Here is an 18,552-nt window from a genome sequence, read left to right on the forward strand (position 1 = left end):
GCCCCCGCGCAGGGTGTGGGTCAGGGGAAGGCCAGGGGCTTGGTTCCTGGGGGGCGGCGCTGTAGTACGTCGGTGAAGTTGCTTACCGTGACAGTCCATTCGAGTCCGCCACTTTCGGGGCGGAGGTAGACGGTGGGTTTGTCATCGAGGAGGGCCGTGATGTCCAAGGGGTGGCAATCGCGCAGCTGCGGCAAGGCGACGCTGAGCAGGCGTGCAGCACGTTCGAGGGAGTGCTTGCCCTTGTTGCGGGTACGCGGATGTCGGGACGGCTGGGGGAATCGGCGCACGAGTTCATCGCGGGCCTGCGCGTCGTTGACGTCGGCCGAATGGCCGGGGTCGTCGAGCGGATGACGGAAATCGGAGTGCGCCGATGATTCGCTATGTACGCGTCGGTATCGACGGGCTGGCTCGATACAGGGCCGTTCTGCTCGAAACGTACGCGGAGGTCTGGGCGGCGGATATTGCGGTCGATCCGTTCATGAGAGTGGAGCGGTTCGACGAACGGCTGGCAGGGCACTCCCGCATGCCAGGCTGGGGAGTGGTGATCGGCTATGACGATGACGTCGTTGCCGGTTACGCGTACGGCGCTTCCGTGCCGGCAGGCGGTGAAGCGCGATGGCGGACGGTCGTACCGCCGGTGCCCGAGGATGTGGCACATGAGCCTGGCGGACGGACCTTTGTGCTTTTCGAGCTGATGGTGCGCAGTCCGTGGCGGAAGCAGGGAATCGCGCTTGCCATTCACGAGGGGCTGCTGGCGGAACGCCCGGAGAGTCGGGTCTTGTTGACGGTCGATCCCGACCATCCGAAGGTTCAGGCCCTTTACGAGAGTTGGGGCTACGAGCGGATCGGCGTGAAGCAGCCGGTCCCTGACTCTCCGGTGTACGCGGTCATGGTCAGAGAACCTCTACGTCGCTCTACGAGGTAGCGATCCGGCTGTCGTACGCGTGGGGCGACTGCAGTGCGAGGTGAGCGCTTGCTTCCCCGAACAGGGCCCCACCCCGGCCTTCAGGGAGAGAGGCCGGGGTGGACGTGCGGTGGCGCTTACTCGTAGCGGTACTTGAGGGAGTCGGCTTCGGCCTTTTCGATGTCGGCGATCGTCAGGTCCGGCATGCGGAGTTGGGCCAGGGTTACTTCGGCCGAGGTCGGCTGGGCGTCGGCGGGGAGCCACTCTTCGGGCTTCCAGGCGCTGCTGCGCAGCAGGGACTTGGGGCAGTGCGGGTAGACCTCGTCGATGCCGATCACCAGGGCGCTGGCCGGGGGCTTGCCGACGGCGGTCAGTTGCGTGAGCAGGTCCGGGCGGGTGGAGACGCAGGCCCGGCCGTTGACGCGGAGGGTCGTGGTGCGGCCCGGGATGACGAACAGCAGGCCGGCCCGTCCGGTGGCGATGACGTTCTGCAGGGTGTCCAGGCGCTTGTTGCCGGTGGCGTCCGGTATCGCCAGGGTGCGGGAGTCCAGGACGGAGACGAATCCGGCGGGGCCGCCGCGGGGGGAGACGTCGCAGTTGCCCTCGGCGTCGGTGCTGGCGATGAAGACCAGGCTGGAGCAGGCGATCAGACTTCGGGTCTGGTCGGTGAGTTCGGTCATCTGTTTGCGTATGGCCGCTGCACCGGGGAGTTCGTAGGCCTGGCGAAGGCCCTCCTGGTCGGTCACGGCGTCGAGGCGAAGTGAATCGAAGGCACTGCCGGCGAGGAGTTCTGTCATGCCGTCGAACCTAACGGGACGACTTCTGTGCGGTTTGGGCCGGGTGGGGCAGAGGAGTACTTGGCGTCGAGGTGCCCCGGGTGCCGGTCTTGGCGCTCGGGGCTTGGCGGTCGGCGCCTGGGGCCCGGGCGAACGAGTCGGCTCGCCCGGACCCCAGGGAGCGGGTCAGGCCGCCGGGCGGTACGTGCAGATGAGTACGCCGGTGCCGGTAGTGGTGGTGGAGATCAGCTCGAACGGGCGCTGCCCGCCGTCGGTGGGGTAGATGCTCTTTCCGCCGCCGAGCAGCACCGGCATGACCATGAGCCGGAGTTCGTCGACCAGGCCCTCGGCGATCAGCAGGCGGGAGAGGGTCGCGCTGCCCATGACGGTCAGGTCGCGGCCGTCCTCCTCGCGGAGCTGCTTGATGCGGTCGACCGCCTCGGTGCCCGGGATGAGCGTGGTGTTCTGCCAGACGGCCACGTCGTCCTGGGTCAGGGTGTCGCTGACGACGAACTTGCGGGCGCTGTTCATGTGGTCGGCCATCGGGTCGCCGGCCTGGTCCGGCCAGGCCGCGGCCATGACCTGCCAGGTACGCCGGCCGAACAGCAGAGCGTCGGTGCTCGCCGTCCACTCGCCGAGCGCGGCGCCCATGATCTCCGGGTCGAAGAACGGGTGCGACCATCCGCCGTGCGCGAAGCCGCCGTCGGTGTCCTCCTCCGGGTGCCCCGGGGCCTGCACGATGCCGTCGAGGCTGATGAACTCGCCGATTGCGATGCGCATGGGGTGACTCTCTTTCCTGCTGTCGTGGGTTACAGGGGGTTGGACCGACGGGAGAAGGAGAACTCATCGGTGCCGGGGGAGTGTGTTGCGGGACCGGGTATGCGTCAGTCGTCGGTGGGTTTGCGGTAGTCCAGGACGACGGCTCCCGAGCCGAAGGCCGCGGCCCCGGCGACCGTCCACGTCTGGGGACGGGTGACGGACGCGAGCATCCGGCGCCCCGGCCCCGCGGTATGCGGGTGGACGCAGAGCCGCAGCACGTCGACGAGCCCATGCGCGAACAGATGGTCGACCAGCGTCAGGCTGCCGTAGACGAGGAGGTCCAAGCCCGGCTCGCGCTTGAGCTTCGCCACCCGTTCCGTGACGTCGTCCCGGATCAGGACCGCGTTCCAGGACGCTTCTTCCAGGACGCCCGACACCACGAACTTCGGTATCCGGGCGACGCGGTCGGTGAACGCGTCGTGCGGATCCCGCTGCGGCCACGCCGCGGCCATCTCCTGGTACGTCACGCGCCCCAGCAGCAGCGCGCGGCTCGCGAAGAGCAGGCCGAGCTGGAACTGCGCATGCTCGTCGTCCGCGGACGGCCGGGGCCAGGCCGGCGCCCCGACCACACCGTCCGCCGAGACGTGCAGCATCACCACGACCTTGCTCACGTGTTGGACTCCGATCCGACGATCCACCCGACCAGTCCACGGGTGCCTGCGGGCGGGCCTGCAGCGGAGCCTCGGCCTCCGAACCCGGCCGTCCCAGACTCCCGGCCGCGCGCCCGGGGCGGCAAGATCGCAGGCCTCCACGGTCTGTTGAGCGCCGCTACACGATGCGCGGACGACGGGACGGGGACGCGATGCGGAGCGGGACGGGACGACGCCGCCGGGTGTGACCAGGGCCGCATTCGCGAGTGTCACGTTCCGGGCGGCTGACTTGTCATCTGCGCAAGACGGACACTTGAGTCCGTCGGCACGGCAGACTTCCCTGACACACCGATCCATGCCCCGGCCGCAGGTAGACCGCACGCAAGACCGCATGTAAGACCGCCCACCACACCGCACGTAAGACCGCGCACAAGAGCACACGCCACACCGCACCTAAGACCGCACGCCGAGCCCCACCGAGGACCCACGTGACATCCCCCGAACCGCCACGGTCGCACCGTCTGGACAGACGGGCGGAGCTGCGCGACTTCCTGCGCTCCCGCCGCGCGCGGCTGCGCCCCGAGGACGCCGGACTCCCGGCGCTCGGCGGCCGCCGCCGCGTTCCCGGCCTGCGCCGGGAGGAGGTCGCGCTGCTGGCCGGCATCAGCACGACGCACTACACCCGCCTCGAACAAGGCGACCTCGCCAGCATCTCCGCGGAAGTCCTGGCCGCGGTCGGTGCCGCGCTCCGGCTCGGCGGCGACGAGCGCGAGTACTTCGGCAACCTCGTCCACCCCGCCGCGCCCCGCGCAGCAGACCCCCGCACCTCCCAGGGAACGGACCCCCTGGCCGGCGCACCCGAGCCCTCCCTCGACCTGCGCGCCCTCATGCACGGCATCACCGACTTCCCGGCGTTCGTCAACGGCCGCTACGGCAACCCGCTCGCCTGGAACCAGATGACCACCCGCCTGCTGTTCGACTTCGGTGCCGTCGCCCCGGACGCCCGTACCTGGTGCCACATCGTCTTCCTGCACGAGGCGCACCGCTCCTGGTACTCCGCCGAGGACTGGACGGCCCTCCAGCGCTACCACGCCGCCTACCTCCGGCTCGGCTGGAGCCGGCACCCCGAGGACCCGCGGTTCCACGCCATGGTCGACGAACTGCGCTGCGGCTCAGCTGACTTCCGCACCCTGTGGGACGAGCACACCGTGGCGGACGCCCGCCCCGCGCAGTTGCGCTTCCGGCATCCCTCCGCCGGCCCGCTGCACCTCACCCAGCAGGTCTTGACCGTCACCGGCGACCGCGACCAGACGTTCGTGACCCAGACCGCGACGTTCGGGTCGACGAGCCACCGCGCGCTGCGCCGCTTCGCGGGCGGCGACGTCCCCTTCCGGCGCCCGCACCCCTGGACGTTCGTCCCCCGGCCGCCCGACTACGCGGGCACGCCCGACCACCCGGGCACGTCCGACTGCACAGCCGCACCCGACTATGCGGGCGCACCCGAATCCGCAGGTACCCAAGGCGTGGGTACCCAAGCCTGAGGGCTTGGCCCGCCCCTGCCCCACCCCGCACACTGGCAGTCGCCGGTCCGGATCACCCCGCCCGCCTCGGGGACGTCGCAGAGGAGGACGGGTGCTCGAGCGCCATGAACTTGAGGCGTTCCTCCTGCTGGCCGAGGAACTCCACTTCGGCCGCACCGCGGACCGCCTGCACGTGACCACCAGCCGGGTCAGCCAGATCATCCGCCGCCTGGAACGCCGCATCGGCGCCCCGCTCTTCGAGCGCAACAGCCGCCAGGTGCAGCTCACCCCGCTGGGCGCGAAGCTCCGCGACGACCTGCTGCCCGCGTACGAGGCGATCACCGCCGGGCTGGCCGAAGCGGTCGCGACCAGCCGCGGCGTGCGCGTGCAGACCCTGGTCCGGGTCGGCTTCTCGGCGCCGTGGTGCGGCAACCTCATGGTGCAGGCCGCGGACCGGTTCCGGGTCCGGCACCCCGGCAGCGACGTCACCATCGAGGAGATCCAACTCGCCGACCCGCTCGGCCGCATGCGCGCGGGCGCGGTGGACATCCAGCTCACCGAGTTCCCGATCGTCGAGGACGACATCACCACCGGGCCGATCCTCTTCGCCGAGCCGCGCTCGCTGATGGTCCCGGAGAGCCACCCGTTCGCCGCCATGGAGAGCGTCTCCATGGAGGACCTCGGCGACACCACGCTCGTCACGATCGCCGACGAAGCCATCCCGCGCTACTGGATGGACTACTACTTCCCGCGCCGCACCCCGTCGGGACGCCCCGTCCCGCAAGGCCCCGCCACCAACTACTGGCCGGAAGTGCTCGTGCACGTAAGCCTCGGGGTGGGCGTCAGCACCGTCTCGGCGCGCGCCGAGCAGTACCACTCGCGGCCCGGGCTCGTCTTCGTGCCGTTCCGGGACGCCCCGCCGATCATGTACGGGCTGATGTGGCCGACCTCCGGGATGACGCCGATCGTCCGCGCATTCATGAACACCGTCCTGGAGATCGCCCCCGCCCGCTGAGCGCTCGTCCGACGACTCGCCCCCGATGCCGTTTCCGGAGCGGATTGCGTCCGGGTCCACGCCGGAACCGACCGGCCTGGACGGGTAGTTGGCGTATCAGTACCGATCCGGAAAAGCCGGAAAAGGATCATCGATTCCCTTCTTGTCGGTTATGCGGGGCGCGCGTAGCGTCCAGGGCGCGCCGCGAGGGAGCGCGGCGCGCCTACCGATGGTTGGGGGAACAGACATGCGCATGCCCGGACGCCAATCCGAGCCGCACGACCCGCACCAGCACCCGAACCCGCACCAAGGCGACGCCGCGAAGGCCGCCAAGCCCGGCCAGGGCCCCAAGCCCCCGAAGCCCGGCAGCCGGCAGCCCGGCGCGAAGGGCGCCACGGACCTCACCAAGCAGCTCAACAGTGCGGTGGTGCTGCCGAATCCCGACCCCGAGCAGCAGTACGCGACGCAACGCCTGATCGAGGCCCTGCCCAAGGACTTCACCGTCTTCAAGGCGGACGGCAAGACGCCGGTCTGGAGCATGGCCGCCTACCAGAACTTCCTGGTCGGCAGCGCCCCCGAGACCGTCAACCCGAGCCTGTGGCGCAACGCGCTGCTCAACATGAACGTCGGGCTCTACTACGTCGTCCCCGACGCGGTGTACCAGGTCCGCGGCATGGACCTGTCGAACATCACGTTCATCGAGGACCCCACCCAGCAGACCGACCAGGTCATCGTCCTCGACCCGCTGGTCAGCGAAGAGTGCGCCGCTGCCGCCTGGGACATATACACCAAGTGGCGCGGCCCCCGCACGATCGCCGCGGTCAACTACTCGCACTCGCACGTCGACCACTACGGCGGCGTGCGCGGCCTCTTCGGCCCCGACGGCCCCGACGAGTCCGTCAAGTTCATCGCCCCCGACGGCTTCCTCGAGCACGCGGTCAGCGAGAACGTCTACGCCGGCACCGCGATGGCCCGCCGCGCGCTGTTCATGTACGGCATGACCATCGAGAAGGACGCACAGGGCCAGGTCGACGCCGGCCTCGGCAAGACGTCCTCGACCGGCACCATCGGCGTCATCGCGCCCACGCCCGGCTGGACCATCTCGGAGAGCACCCCGGTCGGGCAGCCCGTGCAAATCGGGCCGTTCAACATCGAGTTCCAGGTCACCCCGGGCACCGAGGCCCCGTCCGAGATGAACTTCTACCTGCCCGACATCCGCACCATGTGCATGGCCGAGAACGCCACGCCCACCCTGCACAACCTCTACAGCCTGCGCGGCGCGCAGGTCCGCGACGCCAAGGCCTGGTCGGACTACCTCAACCAGACGATCGCGGACTACGGCGACCGTACCGACACCATGTTCGCCAGCCACTTCTGGCCGCGCTGGAACAGCCCCGGCGGCAGCGAGATCGTCGACTTCTGGACCCACCAGGCCGACATGTACCGCTACATCCACGACCAGACGCTGCGCATCACCAACTCCGGCCGCACCCTCATCGAAGTCGCCGAGGACCTCGACCAGTCGCTGCCGCCCAACCTCGCGAACCAGTGGTACAACCACGGCTACTACGGCACCACCAACCACAACATCAAGGCCGTGTACCAGCGTTACATCGGCTGGTTCGACGGCAACCCGGCGCACCTGCACAACCTGCCGCCGGAGAAAGTCGGCCCGCGGTACGTCGCCGCGATCGGCACCGCGGACGACGTGATCCGCATCGCCAAAAAGGCGTTCCTGGATCCCGTGAACGGCGTCGACGACTACCGCTGGGCGGCCGAACTCCTCACCCACGTCGTCTTCGCCGACCCGGGCAACATCGCCGCCCGCGAACTCCAGGCCGACGTCCTCGAACAGCTCGGCTACCAGGCGGAAAGCGGCCCGTGGCGCAACTTCTACCTGGCCGGCGCCGAGGAGCTGCGGTACCGCAAGAACCCGCCGGCCGTCCCCGGCCGCCTCACGCCCGGCATGCTGGAGGCCATGCCGATCGACATGGTCTTCGACTACCTCGGCATCCGCCTCTACGGCTCGAAGGTGAACGACCAGCCGATGCTGCTCGGCTTCATGATCACCGACGGCGTCGAGGGCGACCCGCTCGACAACACCCTCCAGCTGCGCAACAGCGTCCTCGTCTACCAGCCGCAGGCCCCGGTCGACCCGGACGCGCTCTACCGGCTCACCCGCGCGAACTTCAACCTGCTGGTCACCGGCGCGAAGACGCCGGCCCAGCTGCAGAGCACCGGGGACATCGAGGTCCTCACCGGCACGATCACCCCGCTGCAGAACTTCTTCACGACCCTGCTGGACCCGTTCAACGAGGACTTCGGCATCACCACACCGTGACGCGCTCACCGTGCGGTCGCGACCCGCAGGGCCGTGGCAGCCGCCCGCCGGGCACCCGGATCCAGGGGTGCCCGGCGGGTGCCGGTCCGGCTGCCTGCTCGTCCGGCTGCCGGCTCGTCCGTCTCGTCCGCCTGCTGGTCCCCGCTGGTCCGCCCGCTCAGGCGGACAGCGGCCGGCACCCCGCGTTGTGCGCTGGGTAGTAGTACTCCGCGAAGATCCGCGCCACCAACTCGGTCCGGCTGGCGACCGCGGCCTTGTCCAGCACGTTCTGCGACAGCGCGGCCACCGTGTCGACGGTAAGGCCGGTACGGAAGGCGATATCCGCCGGCGCCAGGTCCCGAGCCAGGTACGCCGTCACCTCCTGCTCGCGCGGCGACATCCGGAACGCCGCGGCCGCCTCGGGCGCCAGCCCGGCCGCCTCGATCGGCGCCACGACCAGCCGGGTCACCCCGGGTGCCCCGCCCGGCTCCCACGCGCACACCGCGCGCAGCAGCAGCCGCGTCCCATACCGCGTCCGCAGCGTCGCCTCGGCCGGCGCGCTGCCCCGCCCCGCCGCATGCGCCCGGGCCCGCGCCACGACCATGGCCGCCGCCAGCGGCAGCCGGAATCCGAACGGCGTCGGCGGCCCGAGCGGCTCGCGCGGATCCACCGCGCCCAGCCAGTGCACCGCCGCATCGCACGCGGACACCGGTCGGCCTGCCGCATCGAATTCCACCAGCCCGGGCCCCGCCGGAGCCATGAGCACGGGCGGCGCCTCCGCGGCCTCGCTCGCCAACGCGGGTATCTCGTCCACGCCCACCCTCAGAGCCTCGCCCGCAAGCGCATCCGCGGGGGACGCGACCAGCGCCGCGGCCCGCATTCCGTCCGCCACCACCGGGAGCAGCCCCCCGATCAGCTGCCGCTCCTCCGCGGTGAAGTCCGCCCGCCCGATCTCCCGGGTCAGGCTGCCCACCGCGAACGTCCGATCACCCACCGTGAACGAGAACCGCACCTCGTGCCCGAACCCCAGCCGCGCATTGACGTCCATGGCCCGCGCACTGCGCCCCAGCTGCCCACCGGTCGCATCGCTCAACGTGCGCACGCGCCCGGGATGCCGGGCGAGGTCGGCGAACTTGTTGAAGTCGTCGGACTCGAATTCGTTGTGGAAGAACGGCCGGCAGGCGGTCGGAGGCATCGCCTCGACGACCACCTGATCGGTGAACATCAGCGTGTCGGGATCCGTCGACGACAGAAAGCAGCCGTCGAACGGCACTGCATCACGCAGCCGCGACGCCACTCCGGCGAGCAGCTCGCGCCCGGTCGGCGCCGAACCGCACAGCTGCGCGACTTCCTCGCGCACCTCGGTCCGGAGCCGGGTCGGTATCGCGGTCATAGCGGACCAGCCTAGGCATATCCGATGAACAGGGTCTATACCACTCTCCCCCCGAACCCCAGGAAACGACCCTCGATCCACCCGTGACGACTGTCACCCCACCGCCCGTGCGCCTCCCCAGGCGGCCTCGGTGCAGGTCTGACCAGGGACGCAGCCGATCCGAGGGACGTCGGACGGGTGTTGCGCAGCAACCGGCGCGATCACGTTCGGCAGGCGGGTCACGTCACACAGCGACCGGCTATGACCGGGCGTCCGCAGTCGACGACTGACGACTGACGACCGACGGTCGACGACTGACGACCGACGACTGACGAACGCCGCGGCCGTGCCGACCACGGCAACTCGCGCGGATCCGGCCGGCGACTCCGCCCACCGCACGCCAAGGCGGCTGCCGCGGAGAGGCAGCCGCCTTGGCGTGCGGCGCATGGGGGCCTGCCCCGGTCGGTGCCGGGGCAGGGCGCTTCCGGGAGGTGGGCAGGTGGTCCGGTGACGAGGTAGGCGTGGGTCGCGGTCTGGGTCAGGGTGTTGCCGGCCGCGTCTCGGGCGGTGACGCGGAGGGCGACGTAACCGGACGTGCTGCGGGGAGGCCATGCCACCGCGATGTGGCCCTGGCCGTTCGGGACGGACGGGAGGCGCTGCCAGGTCCGGCCGCCGTCGTACGAGGCCTCGAAGCGCGGGTCGCGGACCTGGACCGGGGTGCCGTCGGTGCGCTCGAACGAGGCGCGCAACGTGTGCGGCACACCGGCGCGGGTCGCGTTCCGCAGGTCGAAGTCGCCGTCGATGCGGGCCCGGACCACGGGCAGCCATGCGGCTTCGCCGTCCTCGCAGCCGCCGGCTTGTGCGGTGAGCGTCCACTCGGCGTCGACCTGCTCGTCGGCCTCGGTCGGCTCGTTGAACTGCCTGGCCGTCAGGCGCAGGGTGTAGACGGCCTTGTCGGCGGTCAGGCCGGGCAGTTCGCCCGAGTAGTCCGTGAAGCTGGAGAGTTCGACGCCGTCGCGGAGCAGCGTCACCTTCGCCAGACCGCGCGGATGCGCCGCGGTGTGCCCCTTGCCGGAGGGGCTGAACGGCCTGGTGGTGACGCGCAGGGCCGCGTCGCAGACCTGGACTTCGACCTGCGGGCCGAACGCCGCCTTGTTCCACGCCTCGATGGTCGTCCGGCGTGCGGGGAAGCGGGTCAGGTCGCCGATCTCCCAGATCTGCTTGCCCTCCACCACGCCGTACCAGCCGAGGTCCGGTGCCGCGGTCATGTACTCCTTCCAGGTGCCGGGCACAGGTGCGTTCCAATTCAGGCCGATGGCGAACTCGTCGCCGTCCCAGTAGGCGCCGCGGGTGAATTCCGCGGTGCCTGCGGCGCCCGCGTCGTGCACCCTGACTTCTGCGACGGCCAGGTCCGCGACGCGGAGCCGGACCGACGGGTCGGCCGGGATGCTGCCGTTGTGGCTCACCATCAGGTGGTATTTCCGGCCGGGGTCCGTGGCGGCCGGTTCGGTGTGGCGGAAGGACCCGACCCGGACGGCGAAGGCGGGGTCGGCCGGGGTGTTCGTCGGGATGGCGTACAGCTTGACCGCCGGATCGAAGACATGGGCGGTCCAGGTGAGGGCCCAGTCGCCGATGCCCGCCCGGATGCCGAGCACGCGCATGTCGACGACTGCTGCTTTGGGAGTGTCCGCGGTGATGTCGGACGGGCGCCCGGCACGCGCGTCGAAGGCGAGCGAGGTATCCCCGGTCAGCGCCAGACGGGGCACGCCGGCCGCGGTCCAGTTGTCCGGGGCCTCTTCCGGAGTGCCGGTGGGGATCAGGGTGCTGAGCGCGTAGGCGCCCTTGGGTACACGGGCCACGTAGCCGTCCGGGGTGCGGATGATGGGGTAGTCGGCCCTGATATCGGTGTTGATCAGCTGGATGACCACGAACTCCGGCTGCCCACCCTTGCGGTCGAGGAACTTGATCTTGAGGTCGTACGCCTCGGCCTCGACGGACAGGGCGATCCCGGTGCGCGCCACGGCCTTTCCGTCCGGTCCGGTCGCGGTGAGCCGGCCGCCGTGCACGCCCGCGTCCGCGGTGGTCGGGGTGAAGGTGACCGTGGCCTCGGCGGTCCCGCGGGCGGGGACGCTGAGGCGGGCCGGGGTGACGCCGATCAGGGTGCCGGCCGCGGCGGCGGTCTTGTCCACTGTCGCTGCCAGGTCGAGGACGACCGGCTGGTCGCCGTCGTTTCGGTACGTCACCGTGCGGGTGATGTTGCCGGGGTAGGGCCAGCGCACATCGGCCGAGATGCTTGCCGGCGAGGCCGATACGCGGCTGCCGACCGCGGCGGCGACGTCGAGGCGTCCGACGCCCTGGCCCCAGACGTTGTCATCCGGCACGACGGTCGACGCGGCGACAAGTGCGCCCTTGAGCTGCTGACCGGTCCAGTCCGGGTGCCGCTGCGCCAGGATCGCCGCGGCGCCGGCGACATGCGGGGCGGCCATCGAAGTGCCGCTTGCGCGCGTGTAGTTCTCGTCGACCGGATGGCCCATCGAGGTGCCGGACGCCCGGGCCGCCGCGATCTCCACGCCCGGGGCGCTGATCTCCGGCTTGAACGCGCGGTCGCCGAACCGCGGTCCGCGGCTGGAGAACGGCGCCACCCGGTCGTCCGCGTCCACCGCGCCGACGGTCAGCGCAGCATCCGCCGCACCCGGCGAACCGATCGAACTGTCGCCCCACTGACCCGCGTTGCCCGCCGAGATCACGAACAGCGAACCGGTCGAACCGCTCAGGGCGTTCACCGCGAGCGACATCGGGTCGGTGCCGTCGGTCGGGTAGTCGGAGCCCAGGCTCATGTTGACGACCTTGGCGCGGGCCGCGGCCCATTCCATGCCGGCGATGATGTCGGATTCCTCGCCGCGCCCGTCGTCGCCCAGCACCTTGCCGATGACGAGCCGGGTGTCCGGGGCCACGCCCTTGTACTTGCCCTGTGCAGCGGAGCCGTCGCCGGTGATGATCGAGGCGACGTGGGTGCCGTGGCCGTACAAGTCGGCGGTCCCGGTGGGGCTGTCGCTGAAGTCGACGGCCTCGGCGATGGCGTCGTCCAGGTCCGGGTGCGCCGCGTCGATCCCGGTGTCCAGGATCGCGGTCGTCACCCCTGTGCCGGTGAAGCCGGCCTGCCAGGCCTGCGGTGCGCCGACCTGCGCGACACTGCGGTCCAGCGTCGCCCGGACGCGGGCGTCCAGCCAGATGCGGGCCACCCCGGGTGCCAGGTTCGCGCCGCCGGGCGCCGCGCTGCGCACCGACTGCCAGAACTGCCCGGCGTCCGCCTTGCGTTCGGCCATGGCCTGGGCGCCGATGCTGGGCAGCTCGCGGCCCGGCTGCGCGCTGCGGGCCAGCGACGTGCGGGCCGGCGCCGAACCGTCGGCGTACTTGACGATGAGCGGCAGCACCTGCGTCGCCCGGTCGTCGTAGCCCTGCCGGAGCAGCCCCGGGATGTCGAACAGCCGGGGGTCGAGCAGCTTCCGCTCCAGCAGCGGCAGTGCATCGGACGGCACGACCGACGTCGAAGTGCCGTGCGCGCGCTGGACGAACGTGATCTTCCCGCGGCCCGGTCCGGGCGCCACCGTGTAGAGCCGCTTGCCGTCCGCACCGGTGGACGCGGTCACCCGGTCCCCGGTGATGAGCGTGACCGTCGCCGACCCGGACCCCGGTGCCGGCCCCGTCGCGCGGTAGGCCGGGCCGCCGGCCCCTGGCGGCGCGCCGGAAGCGGCATCGATGCCCCCGCCGAGCAACCCTGCGCCGACCGCCAGCGCACCGGCGGCAAGGACCGCCGGGAACCGGCGTGCCCCGAACAACCTTCGTGCCATCGACGTCCTCCCCGTTCGGAGAGCCAGGGGCGCCGAGGCGTCCCTGCTGCCGCCCGCGGCGGCACTCCTCCTCCCCAGACGAAGTGGCCCTCTCGGCACGTTGCATCACGATTCCGCACGGATCAGCATCATCTGCCGCAAAGATCATCAGAGAAGCCCGCGAGGCCCGCGAAGCTCACCCGGAAGCTCATCCGGAAGTTCTTCCGGAAACGCGACGCGGCGGCCGCCCCCGGAGAGGGGACGACCGCCGCGAAGCGGAAGAACACCGGGCAGAAGCCGGTCAGAAGCCGGTCAGTTGCGGATCATCGCAGGCCGGCTGCCGGTCGGCAGCCGGTCAGGCGACCTTGCGGAGCCAGAAGCGCAGCCCCAGGCCTTCGTCCAGCTGGAGGGGCAACTCCTCGTCCTCCGGTGCGCCTTCGGTGAACTGCAGGGCCAGCACCTCTTCGGCGATCTGCGGGCCGTGGGCCAGCAGCGCCGACTGGGTGTGCTCGTTCGTGTCGGCGCTCCACCAGACCGCGATGCGGTCCGCGACGTCGAAGCCCGAGTTCTTGCGGGCCTCCTGGATCAGCCGGATCGCCTCGCGGGCGGTGCCGGCCAGCCGCAGCTCGTCGGTCAGGTGCAGGTCGAGGGCGACCGTGGCACCGGACTCGCTGGCCACCGCCCAGCCTTCCCGCGGGGTCTCGGTGATGATCACCTCGTCCGCACTCACCTCCACCGGCGTGCCGTCCAGGTCGACGGTCGCGGTGCCGGCCGCCTTGAGCGCGGCGGCCAGGGCCTCCGCGTCGGCGGCCGCGATCGCGCCGGCGACCTTGGGGGTCTCCTTCGCGAACCGCTTGCCCAGCGCCCGGAAGTTGCCCTTCGCGCTGTACTCGACCAGGTCGCCGCCCGCCTCGGACAGCGAGGCCAGCGACACGACGTTGAGCTCCTCGGCGATCTGCGCGCGCAGTTCGTCGGACAGCGCGTCCCAGCCCTGCGCGCCGACCAGCGCGCGGCCCAGCGGCTGGCGGATCTTCACGCCGGAGTCGGCGCGCGTGGCCCGGCCCAGCTCGACCAGGCGCCGCACCAGCTGCATCTGCGCGGAGAGTTCGCGGTCGATCAGCGCCGCGTCCGCCTCCGGCCACGTGGACAGGTGCACCGACGCCGGGGCGTCCGCGGTCACCGGGCGCACGATGTCCTGCCACACGCGCTCGGTGATGAACGGCACCAGCGGCGCCATGAGCCGGGTGACCGTCTCCAGCGCGGTGTGCAGGGTCGCCAGCGCGGCCGCGTCGCCGTTCCAGAAGCGGCGCCGCGAGCGGCGCACGTACCAGTTCGACAGGTCGTCGACGAACGCCGACAGCGCCTTGCCCGCGCGCTGCGTGTCGAACGCCTCCAGCGCCGCGTCGACATCGGCGACCAGCTGGTTCAGCTCGGACAGCAGCCACTTGTCGAGCAGCGGCCGGTCGGCCGGCGCCGGGTCGTCGACCGACGGCGTCCAGCCGGACGTACGGGCGTACAGGGCCTGGAAGCTGACGCTGTTCCAGTAGGTGAGCAGCGTCTTGCGCACCACCTCCTGGATCGTGCCGTGGCCCACGCGCCGGGCCGCCCACGGCGAGCCGCCGGCCGCCATGAACCACCGCACCGCGTCCGCGCCGTGCTGGTCCATCAGCGGGATCGGCTGCAGGATGTTGCCCAGGTGCTTGGACATCTTGCGGCCGTCCTCGGCCAGGATGTGGCCCAGGCACACGACGTTCTCGTACGAGTTCCGGTCGAAGACCAGCGTGCCGACCGCCATCAGCGTGTAGAACCAGCCGCGGGTCTGGTCGATCGCCTCGCTGATGAACTGCGCGGGGTACGCCTGCTCGAAGATCTCCTGGTTGCGGTACGGGTAGCCCCACTGCGCGAACGGCATCGCGCCCGAGTCGTACCAGGCGTCGATGACCTCGGGCACGCGCACGGCCTCGGCGCCGCACGCCGCGTCGCCGTCCTTGACCGGGCAGCCGAAGGTGACCTCGTCGATGTACGGCCGGTGCGGGTCGAGCCCGGACAGGTCCCGGCCGGTCAGCTCGGACAGCTCGGACAGCGAACCCGCGCAGGTCAGGTGGCCCTCGGCGCAGCGCCAGATGGGCAGCGGCGTGCCCCAGTAGCGGTTCCGGGAGAGCGCCCAGTCGATGTTGTTGTCCAGCCAGTCGCCGTAGCGGCCGTGCTTGACGGTGTCCGGGTACCAGTTGGTGCGCTCGTTCTCGCGCAGCAGCGCGTCCTTGACCGCGGTAGTGCGGATGTACCAGGACGGCTGCGCGTAGTAGATGAGCGCGGTGTGGCAGCGCCAGCAGTGCGGGTACGTGTGCTCGTACTCCATGTGCCGGAACAGCAGCCCGCGCGCCTTGAGGTCGGCCACCAGCGCCTCGTCGGCCTTCTTGAAGAAGACGCCGCCGACCAGCGGAAGGCCCTCCTCGAAGGTGCCGTCGGTGCGCACCGGGTTGACCACCGGCAGGTCGTACGGCTTCACCGCGGCGAGGTCCTCGGCGCCGAACGCCGGGGCGGCGTGCACGATGCCGGTGCCGTCCTCGGTGGTGACGTACTCGGCGAGCACCACGAAGTTGGCGCCCTCCAGCTCGACCAGGTCGAACGGGCGGCGGTACGCCCAGCGCTCCAGCTCGCGGCCGGTGAACGACTCGCCGGTGGACGCCCAGCCCTCGCCGAGCGCCTTCTCCACCAGCGGCTCGGCGACGACCACCGGGCGCTCGCCGTCCTTGGCGGCCACCACGTAGGTGACGTCCGGGTGCACGACGGCCGCGGTGTTGGACACCAGCGTCCACGGCGTGGTCGTCCACACCAGCAGGTCGGCGCGGTCGGCCAGCGGGCCGGAGGTCAGCGGGAAGCGCACGTACACCGACGGGTCGACGACCGTCTCGTAGCCCTGCGCGAGCTCGTGGTCGGACAGCCCGGTGCCGCAGCGCGGGCACCACGGCGCGACGCGGTAGTCCTGCACCAGCAGGCCCTTGTCGAAGATCTGCTTGAGCGACCACCACACGGACTCGACGTACTCGGGGTCCATCGTGCGGTACGCCTGGGACATGTCGACCCAGTAGCCCATGCGGGTGGTGAGGTTCTCGAACGCGTCCACGTGGCGCAGCACCGACGCGCGGCACTTGGCGTTGAACTCGGCGATGCCGTACGCCTCGATGTCCTGCTTGCCGGAGAAGCCGAGCTCCTTCTCGACGGCCAGCTCGACCGGGAGGCCGTGGCAGTCCCAGCCGGCCTTGCGGCGGACGTAGTGGCCCTTCATGGTCTTGAACCGCGGGAACACGTCCTTGAAGACGCGGGCCTCGATGTGGTGCGCGCCCGGCATGCCGTTGGCGGTGGGCGGGCCTTCGTAGAAGACCCAGCGCGGGCCGTCGGCCGTGCGCTCCAGGGTGCGGTCGAAGATGTTCTCGTCCTGCCAGAACGCGAGAACGTCGTGTTCCATGGCGGGGAGATCGACCTGAGCCGGTACCGGGCGGTACATACGTGCCTTCCTTCCGCGGGCTTTTGAACGCTGCCGGCCGAAGGGACGAGGCGGCGAAGCGCCCCGCGGTACCACCCTTCTTGGCCGCGCGTGCCCCGGTGGGGGAGGCGCGACCCTCTCGAAGTCGCGAGGGCCGGTTCTACCCGGTCCGGCACACCGGCCGCGGATCCCGGGAGGGACGCCGCGGGCCCGGATGCGGGACCGCTCTTCCGGCGGCTCCGGGGTGATCTTCGGACCGGGCACGCCTCCGGGCTTCCACCGTCCCCGGATCGCTCAAGGCTGCGTTCGGACCTACTCGTCCCATCGACACCGTCTCGCTGCCGGAATTCTACGGGCACCCGGCGGCCTCCCGCCCCCGGGTTTCCGGGACCCGCCGCCGCGGCGCCGCGGGACCGCCCGAAGCGGCCTGCCGGACCGGCAAGATGGGGCCATGCCCCCAGCGCCGCAGCCCGCCCCGCGCCGGATCGCGATCCGGGTCAAGCCCGGTGCGTCGCGTACCGCCGTCGGAGGGACGCACGGCGACGCGCTCGTGGTCGCGGTCAACGCCCGCGCGGTCGAGGGCAAGGCCACCGAGGCGGCGCTCAAGGCGCTCGCCGACGCGCTCGGCGTGCGCCGCAGGCAGCTGGTCCTGGTGACCGGGGCCACCAGCCGGGACAAGGTCGTCGAACTCGCCGACCCGCCGCCCGGCCTGGACGCGGTGCTCGCCGCACTGCGGGGCTGAACCGCCGCAGCCGCCGGCCCATCGGCCATTTCCGAGGGTTACCGAAGTGCCGTCGATGACTAACGATCCGTACGGCATCCGGTAACGAAGCGGACACGCACAACAGGGATAGTCACGCCCGGTTCTGGGCACAACCGACTTACGTTGGCGGTCGCCGGGCCTGCGAACCCCCGGCTCTCGGCAGCGCGCCCCGCTTGTCCGGGGCAAGGGGCGGGCGTAAGCTCACCGAGCTGTTTTGTGGAGTTTGTGAAGTATGTCCGAAAAGACCCTACGGAACGAGGGGGCCGTGACCATGGCGGAAAGCGGCAAGGCGGCCGGAGGACGGGCCCGCAGCACCACGACGACGGCCAGGTCCACCAAGACCGCGGGCAGCGCCGCTGCGTCCGGCGGTCCGACGAGCAGGGCGACCGGCACCCGGGCCGCGGCACGCACCAACGCCACCGCAGCCAAGGGCAAGACCGCCGCACCGGCCCGGACCGTGACGGTGACCGCCGTGGCCCCGCCGCCCGGCGGCATCCACGAACCGGCGACGTACCCGGTGCGGCCCGGCGAGGACCCGTGGACCGCCGACGAACTGCGCGAAGTGCGCGAGGGCCTGATCGACGAGGTCGCCCGCCTCAACAGCGAGATCCAGTACGCCGAGCACGAGATCGCGGACATGCTGCGCGACTCCGGCGACGGCGCGGGCGACGACCAGGCGGACACCGGCACCAAGAACTTCGAGCGCGAACACGAGATGGCCCTGACCAACCAGACCCGTGGCATGCTGAGCCAGTCGGAGCGCGCCCTGCGTAGGCTCGCCGACGGCACATACGGAACCTGCGAGTCGTGCGCCTCGGCCATCGGCAAGGCGCGGCTCCAGGTCTTCCCGCGTGCCACCCTGTGTGTCACCTGCAAGCAGCGCGAGGAACGCCGCTAGACCCCGGGCCGCCCCGGGGCGGTGCTCCCCGCTGATTCCGAGCATGCGAAGAAGCGGAGCGAGCCATCGGCACCGGAGCGGAGCGGCGGGACGGCCAAGCGCCCCTCGTCGACGACAAGGACAGCACCACGGACGGCAGCACGGGCTCGGCATCCGGACCGGCCGGCGACCGCCCCGGTCCGGACCGGGACGCGCCGCAGGACCAGACCGGCGACGGCGCGGCGGGGGCAGCCCCCCCGCCGGCCCGCCGCCGGCGCCCGCGCGGCGCGGTCCGGCTCG

General features: G+C 71.3%; 13 protein-coding genes. 7 read left to right on the plus strand and 6 right to left on the minus strand.

Annotated features, from left to right (window positions below; all coding sequences use genetic code 11):
- Positions 1-170: 170 nt before the first annotated feature.
- Both LZ495_RS24505 and LZ495_RS24510 read left to right on the plus strand, forming a co-directional pair.
- A complete protein-coding gene (locus tag LZ495_RS24505) occupies positions 171-374 on the plus strand; it encodes a hypothetical protein (RefSeq protein WP_235055030.1) in 204 nt (67 codons plus the stop codon).
- Positions 371-925, plus strand: coding sequence for a GNAT family N-acetyltransferase (locus LZ495_RS24510; RefSeq protein WP_235055031.1), 555 nt, complete (start codon positions 371-373; stop codon positions 923-925). The genes LZ495_RS24505 and LZ495_RS24510 overlap by 4 nt, the downstream gene beginning before the upstream one ends.
- A 116-nt stretch (positions 926-1,041) precedes the next feature.
- Here LZ495_RS24510 and LZ495_RS24515 read toward each other — a convergent pair whose 3' ends face one another.
- From LZ495_RS24515 to LZ495_RS24525, 3 genes are all read right to left on the minus strand, one after another.
- Positions 1,042-1,701, minus strand: coding sequence for an MSMEG_1061 family FMN-dependent PPOX-type flavoprotein (locus LZ495_RS24515; protein WP_235055032.1), 660 nt, complete (start codon positions 1,699-1,701; stop codon positions 1,042-1,044).
- A gap of 165 nt (positions 1,702-1,866) precedes the next feature.
- Positions 1,867-2,460, minus strand: coding sequence for a dihydrofolate reductase family protein (locus LZ495_RS24520; RefSeq protein ID WP_235055033.1), 594 nt, complete (start codon positions 2,458-2,460; stop codon positions 1,867-1,869).
- A 104-nt stretch (positions 2,461-2,564) separates the two neighbouring features.
- A complete protein-coding gene (locus LZ495_RS24525) occupies positions 2,565-3,110 on the minus strand; it encodes a dihydrofolate reductase family protein (RefSeq protein ID WP_235055034.1) in 546 nt (181 codons plus the stop codon).
- Positions 3,111-3,577: 467 nt separating this feature from the next.
- Between LZ495_RS24525 and LZ495_RS24530 the strand changes: the two genes are divergently transcribed.
- From LZ495_RS24530 to LZ495_RS24540, 3 genes are all read left to right on the plus strand, one after another.
- A complete protein-coding gene (locus LZ495_RS24530) occupies positions 3,578-4,630 on the plus strand; it encodes a helix-turn-helix domain-containing protein (RefSeq protein WP_235055035.1) in 1,053 nt (350 codons plus the stop codon).
- A gap of 91 nt (positions 4,631-4,721) precedes the next feature.
- Complete coding sequence (locus tag LZ495_RS24535; protein WP_235055036.1) at positions 4,722-5,624, plus strand: LysR family transcriptional regulator; 903 nt, start codon at positions 4,722-4,724, stop codon at positions 5,622-5,624.
- 232 nt (positions 5,625-5,856) lie between these two features.
- Positions 5,857-7,944: an alkyl/aryl-sulfatase gene (locus LZ495_RS24540; RefSeq protein WP_235055037.1), complete on the plus strand. Its 2,088-nt coding sequence runs from the start codon at positions 5,857-5,859 to the stop codon at positions 7,942-7,944.
- Positions 7,945-8,101: 157 nt separating this feature from the next.
- On the opposite strand, the gene LZ495_RS24545 is transcribed toward LZ495_RS24540, so the two are convergent.
- The 3 genes from LZ495_RS24545 to ileS all read right to left on the minus strand — a co-directional run bounded on the left by LZ495_RS24545 (position 8,102) and on the right by ileS (position 16,633).
- Positions 8,102-9,316 carry a helix-turn-helix transcriptional regulator gene (locus tag LZ495_RS24545; protein ID WP_235055038.1) on the minus strand — a complete coding sequence of 405 codons (1,215 nt, stop codon included), beginning with the start codon at positions 9,314-9,316 and terminating at the stop codon, positions 8,102-8,104.
- A 218-nt stretch (positions 9,317-9,534) separates the two neighbouring features.
- A complete protein-coding gene (locus tag LZ495_RS24550) occupies positions 9,535-13,146 on the minus strand; it encodes a S8 family serine peptidase (protein WP_235055039.1) in 3,612 nt (1,203 codons plus the stop codon).
- Between the two features lie 334 nt (positions 13,147-13,480).
- A complete protein-coding gene (gene ileS / locus LZ495_RS24555) occupies positions 13,481-16,633 on the minus strand; it encodes an isoleucine--tRNA ligase (RefSeq protein ID WP_235055040.1) in 3,153 nt (1,050 codons plus the stop codon).
- Between the two features lie 430 nt (positions 16,634-17,063).
- On the opposite strand from ileS, the gene LZ495_RS24560 reads away from it, so the two are divergent.
- Positions 17,064-17,354, plus strand: coding sequence for a DUF167 domain-containing protein (locus LZ495_RS24560; RefSeq protein ID WP_235055041.1), 291 nt, complete (start codon positions 17,064-17,066; stop codon positions 17,352-17,354).
- Between the two features lie 292 nt (positions 17,355-17,646).
- Complete coding sequence (locus LZ495_RS24565) at positions 17,647-18,273, plus strand: TraR/DksA family transcriptional regulator (protein WP_235055184.1); 627 nt, start codon at positions 17,647-17,649, stop codon at positions 18,271-18,273.
- The last annotated feature ends 279 nt before the right edge of the window (positions 18,274-18,552 follow it).

Origin of the sequence: Yinghuangia soli (assembly GCF_021502675.1) — a bacterium.
Lineage (GTDB): Bacteria > Actinomycetota > Actinomycetes > Streptomycetales > Streptomycetaceae > Yinghuangia > Yinghuangia soli.

What these genes read in the sequence shown, in the direction of transcription:
- LZ495_RS24510 (WP_235055031.1), top strand. Translation starts at nt 371, where the DNA reads ATGATTCGCTATGTACGCGTCGGTATCGACGGGCTGGCTCGATACAGG.
- LZ495_RS24515 (WP_235055032.1), bottom strand. Translation starts at nt 1,701, where the DNA reads ATGACAGAACTCCTCGCCGGCAGTGCCTTCGATTCACTTCGCCTCGAC.
- LZ495_RS24520 (WP_235055033.1), bottom strand. Translation starts at nt 2,460, where the DNA reads ATGCGCATCGCAATCGGCGAGTTCATCAGCCTCGACGGCATCGTGCAG.
- LZ495_RS24540 (WP_235055037.1), top strand. Translation starts at nt 5,857, where the DNA reads ATGCCCGGACGCCAATCCGAGCCGCACGACCCGCACCAGCACCCGAAC.
- LZ495_RS24545 (WP_235055038.1), bottom strand. Translation starts at nt 9,316, where the DNA reads ATGACCGCGATACCGACCCGGCTCCGGACCGAGGTGCGCGAGGAAGTC.
- LZ495_RS24550 (WP_235055039.1), bottom strand. Translation starts at nt 13,146, where the DNA reads ATGGCACGAAGGTTGTTCGGGGCACGCCGGTTCCCGGCGGTCCTTGCC.
- ileS (WP_235055040.1), bottom strand. Translation starts at nt 16,633, where the DNA reads ATGTACCGCCCGGTACCGGCTCAGGTCGATCTCCCCGCCATGGAACAC.
- LZ495_RS24560 (WP_235055041.1), top strand. Translation starts at nt 17,064, where the DNA reads ATGCCCCCAGCGCCGCAGCCCGCCCCGCGCCGGATCGCGATCCGGGTC.
- LZ495_RS24565 (WP_235055184.1), top strand. Translation starts at nt 17,647, where the DNA reads ATGGCGGAAAGCGGCAAGGCGGCCGGAGGACGGGCCCGCAGCACCACG.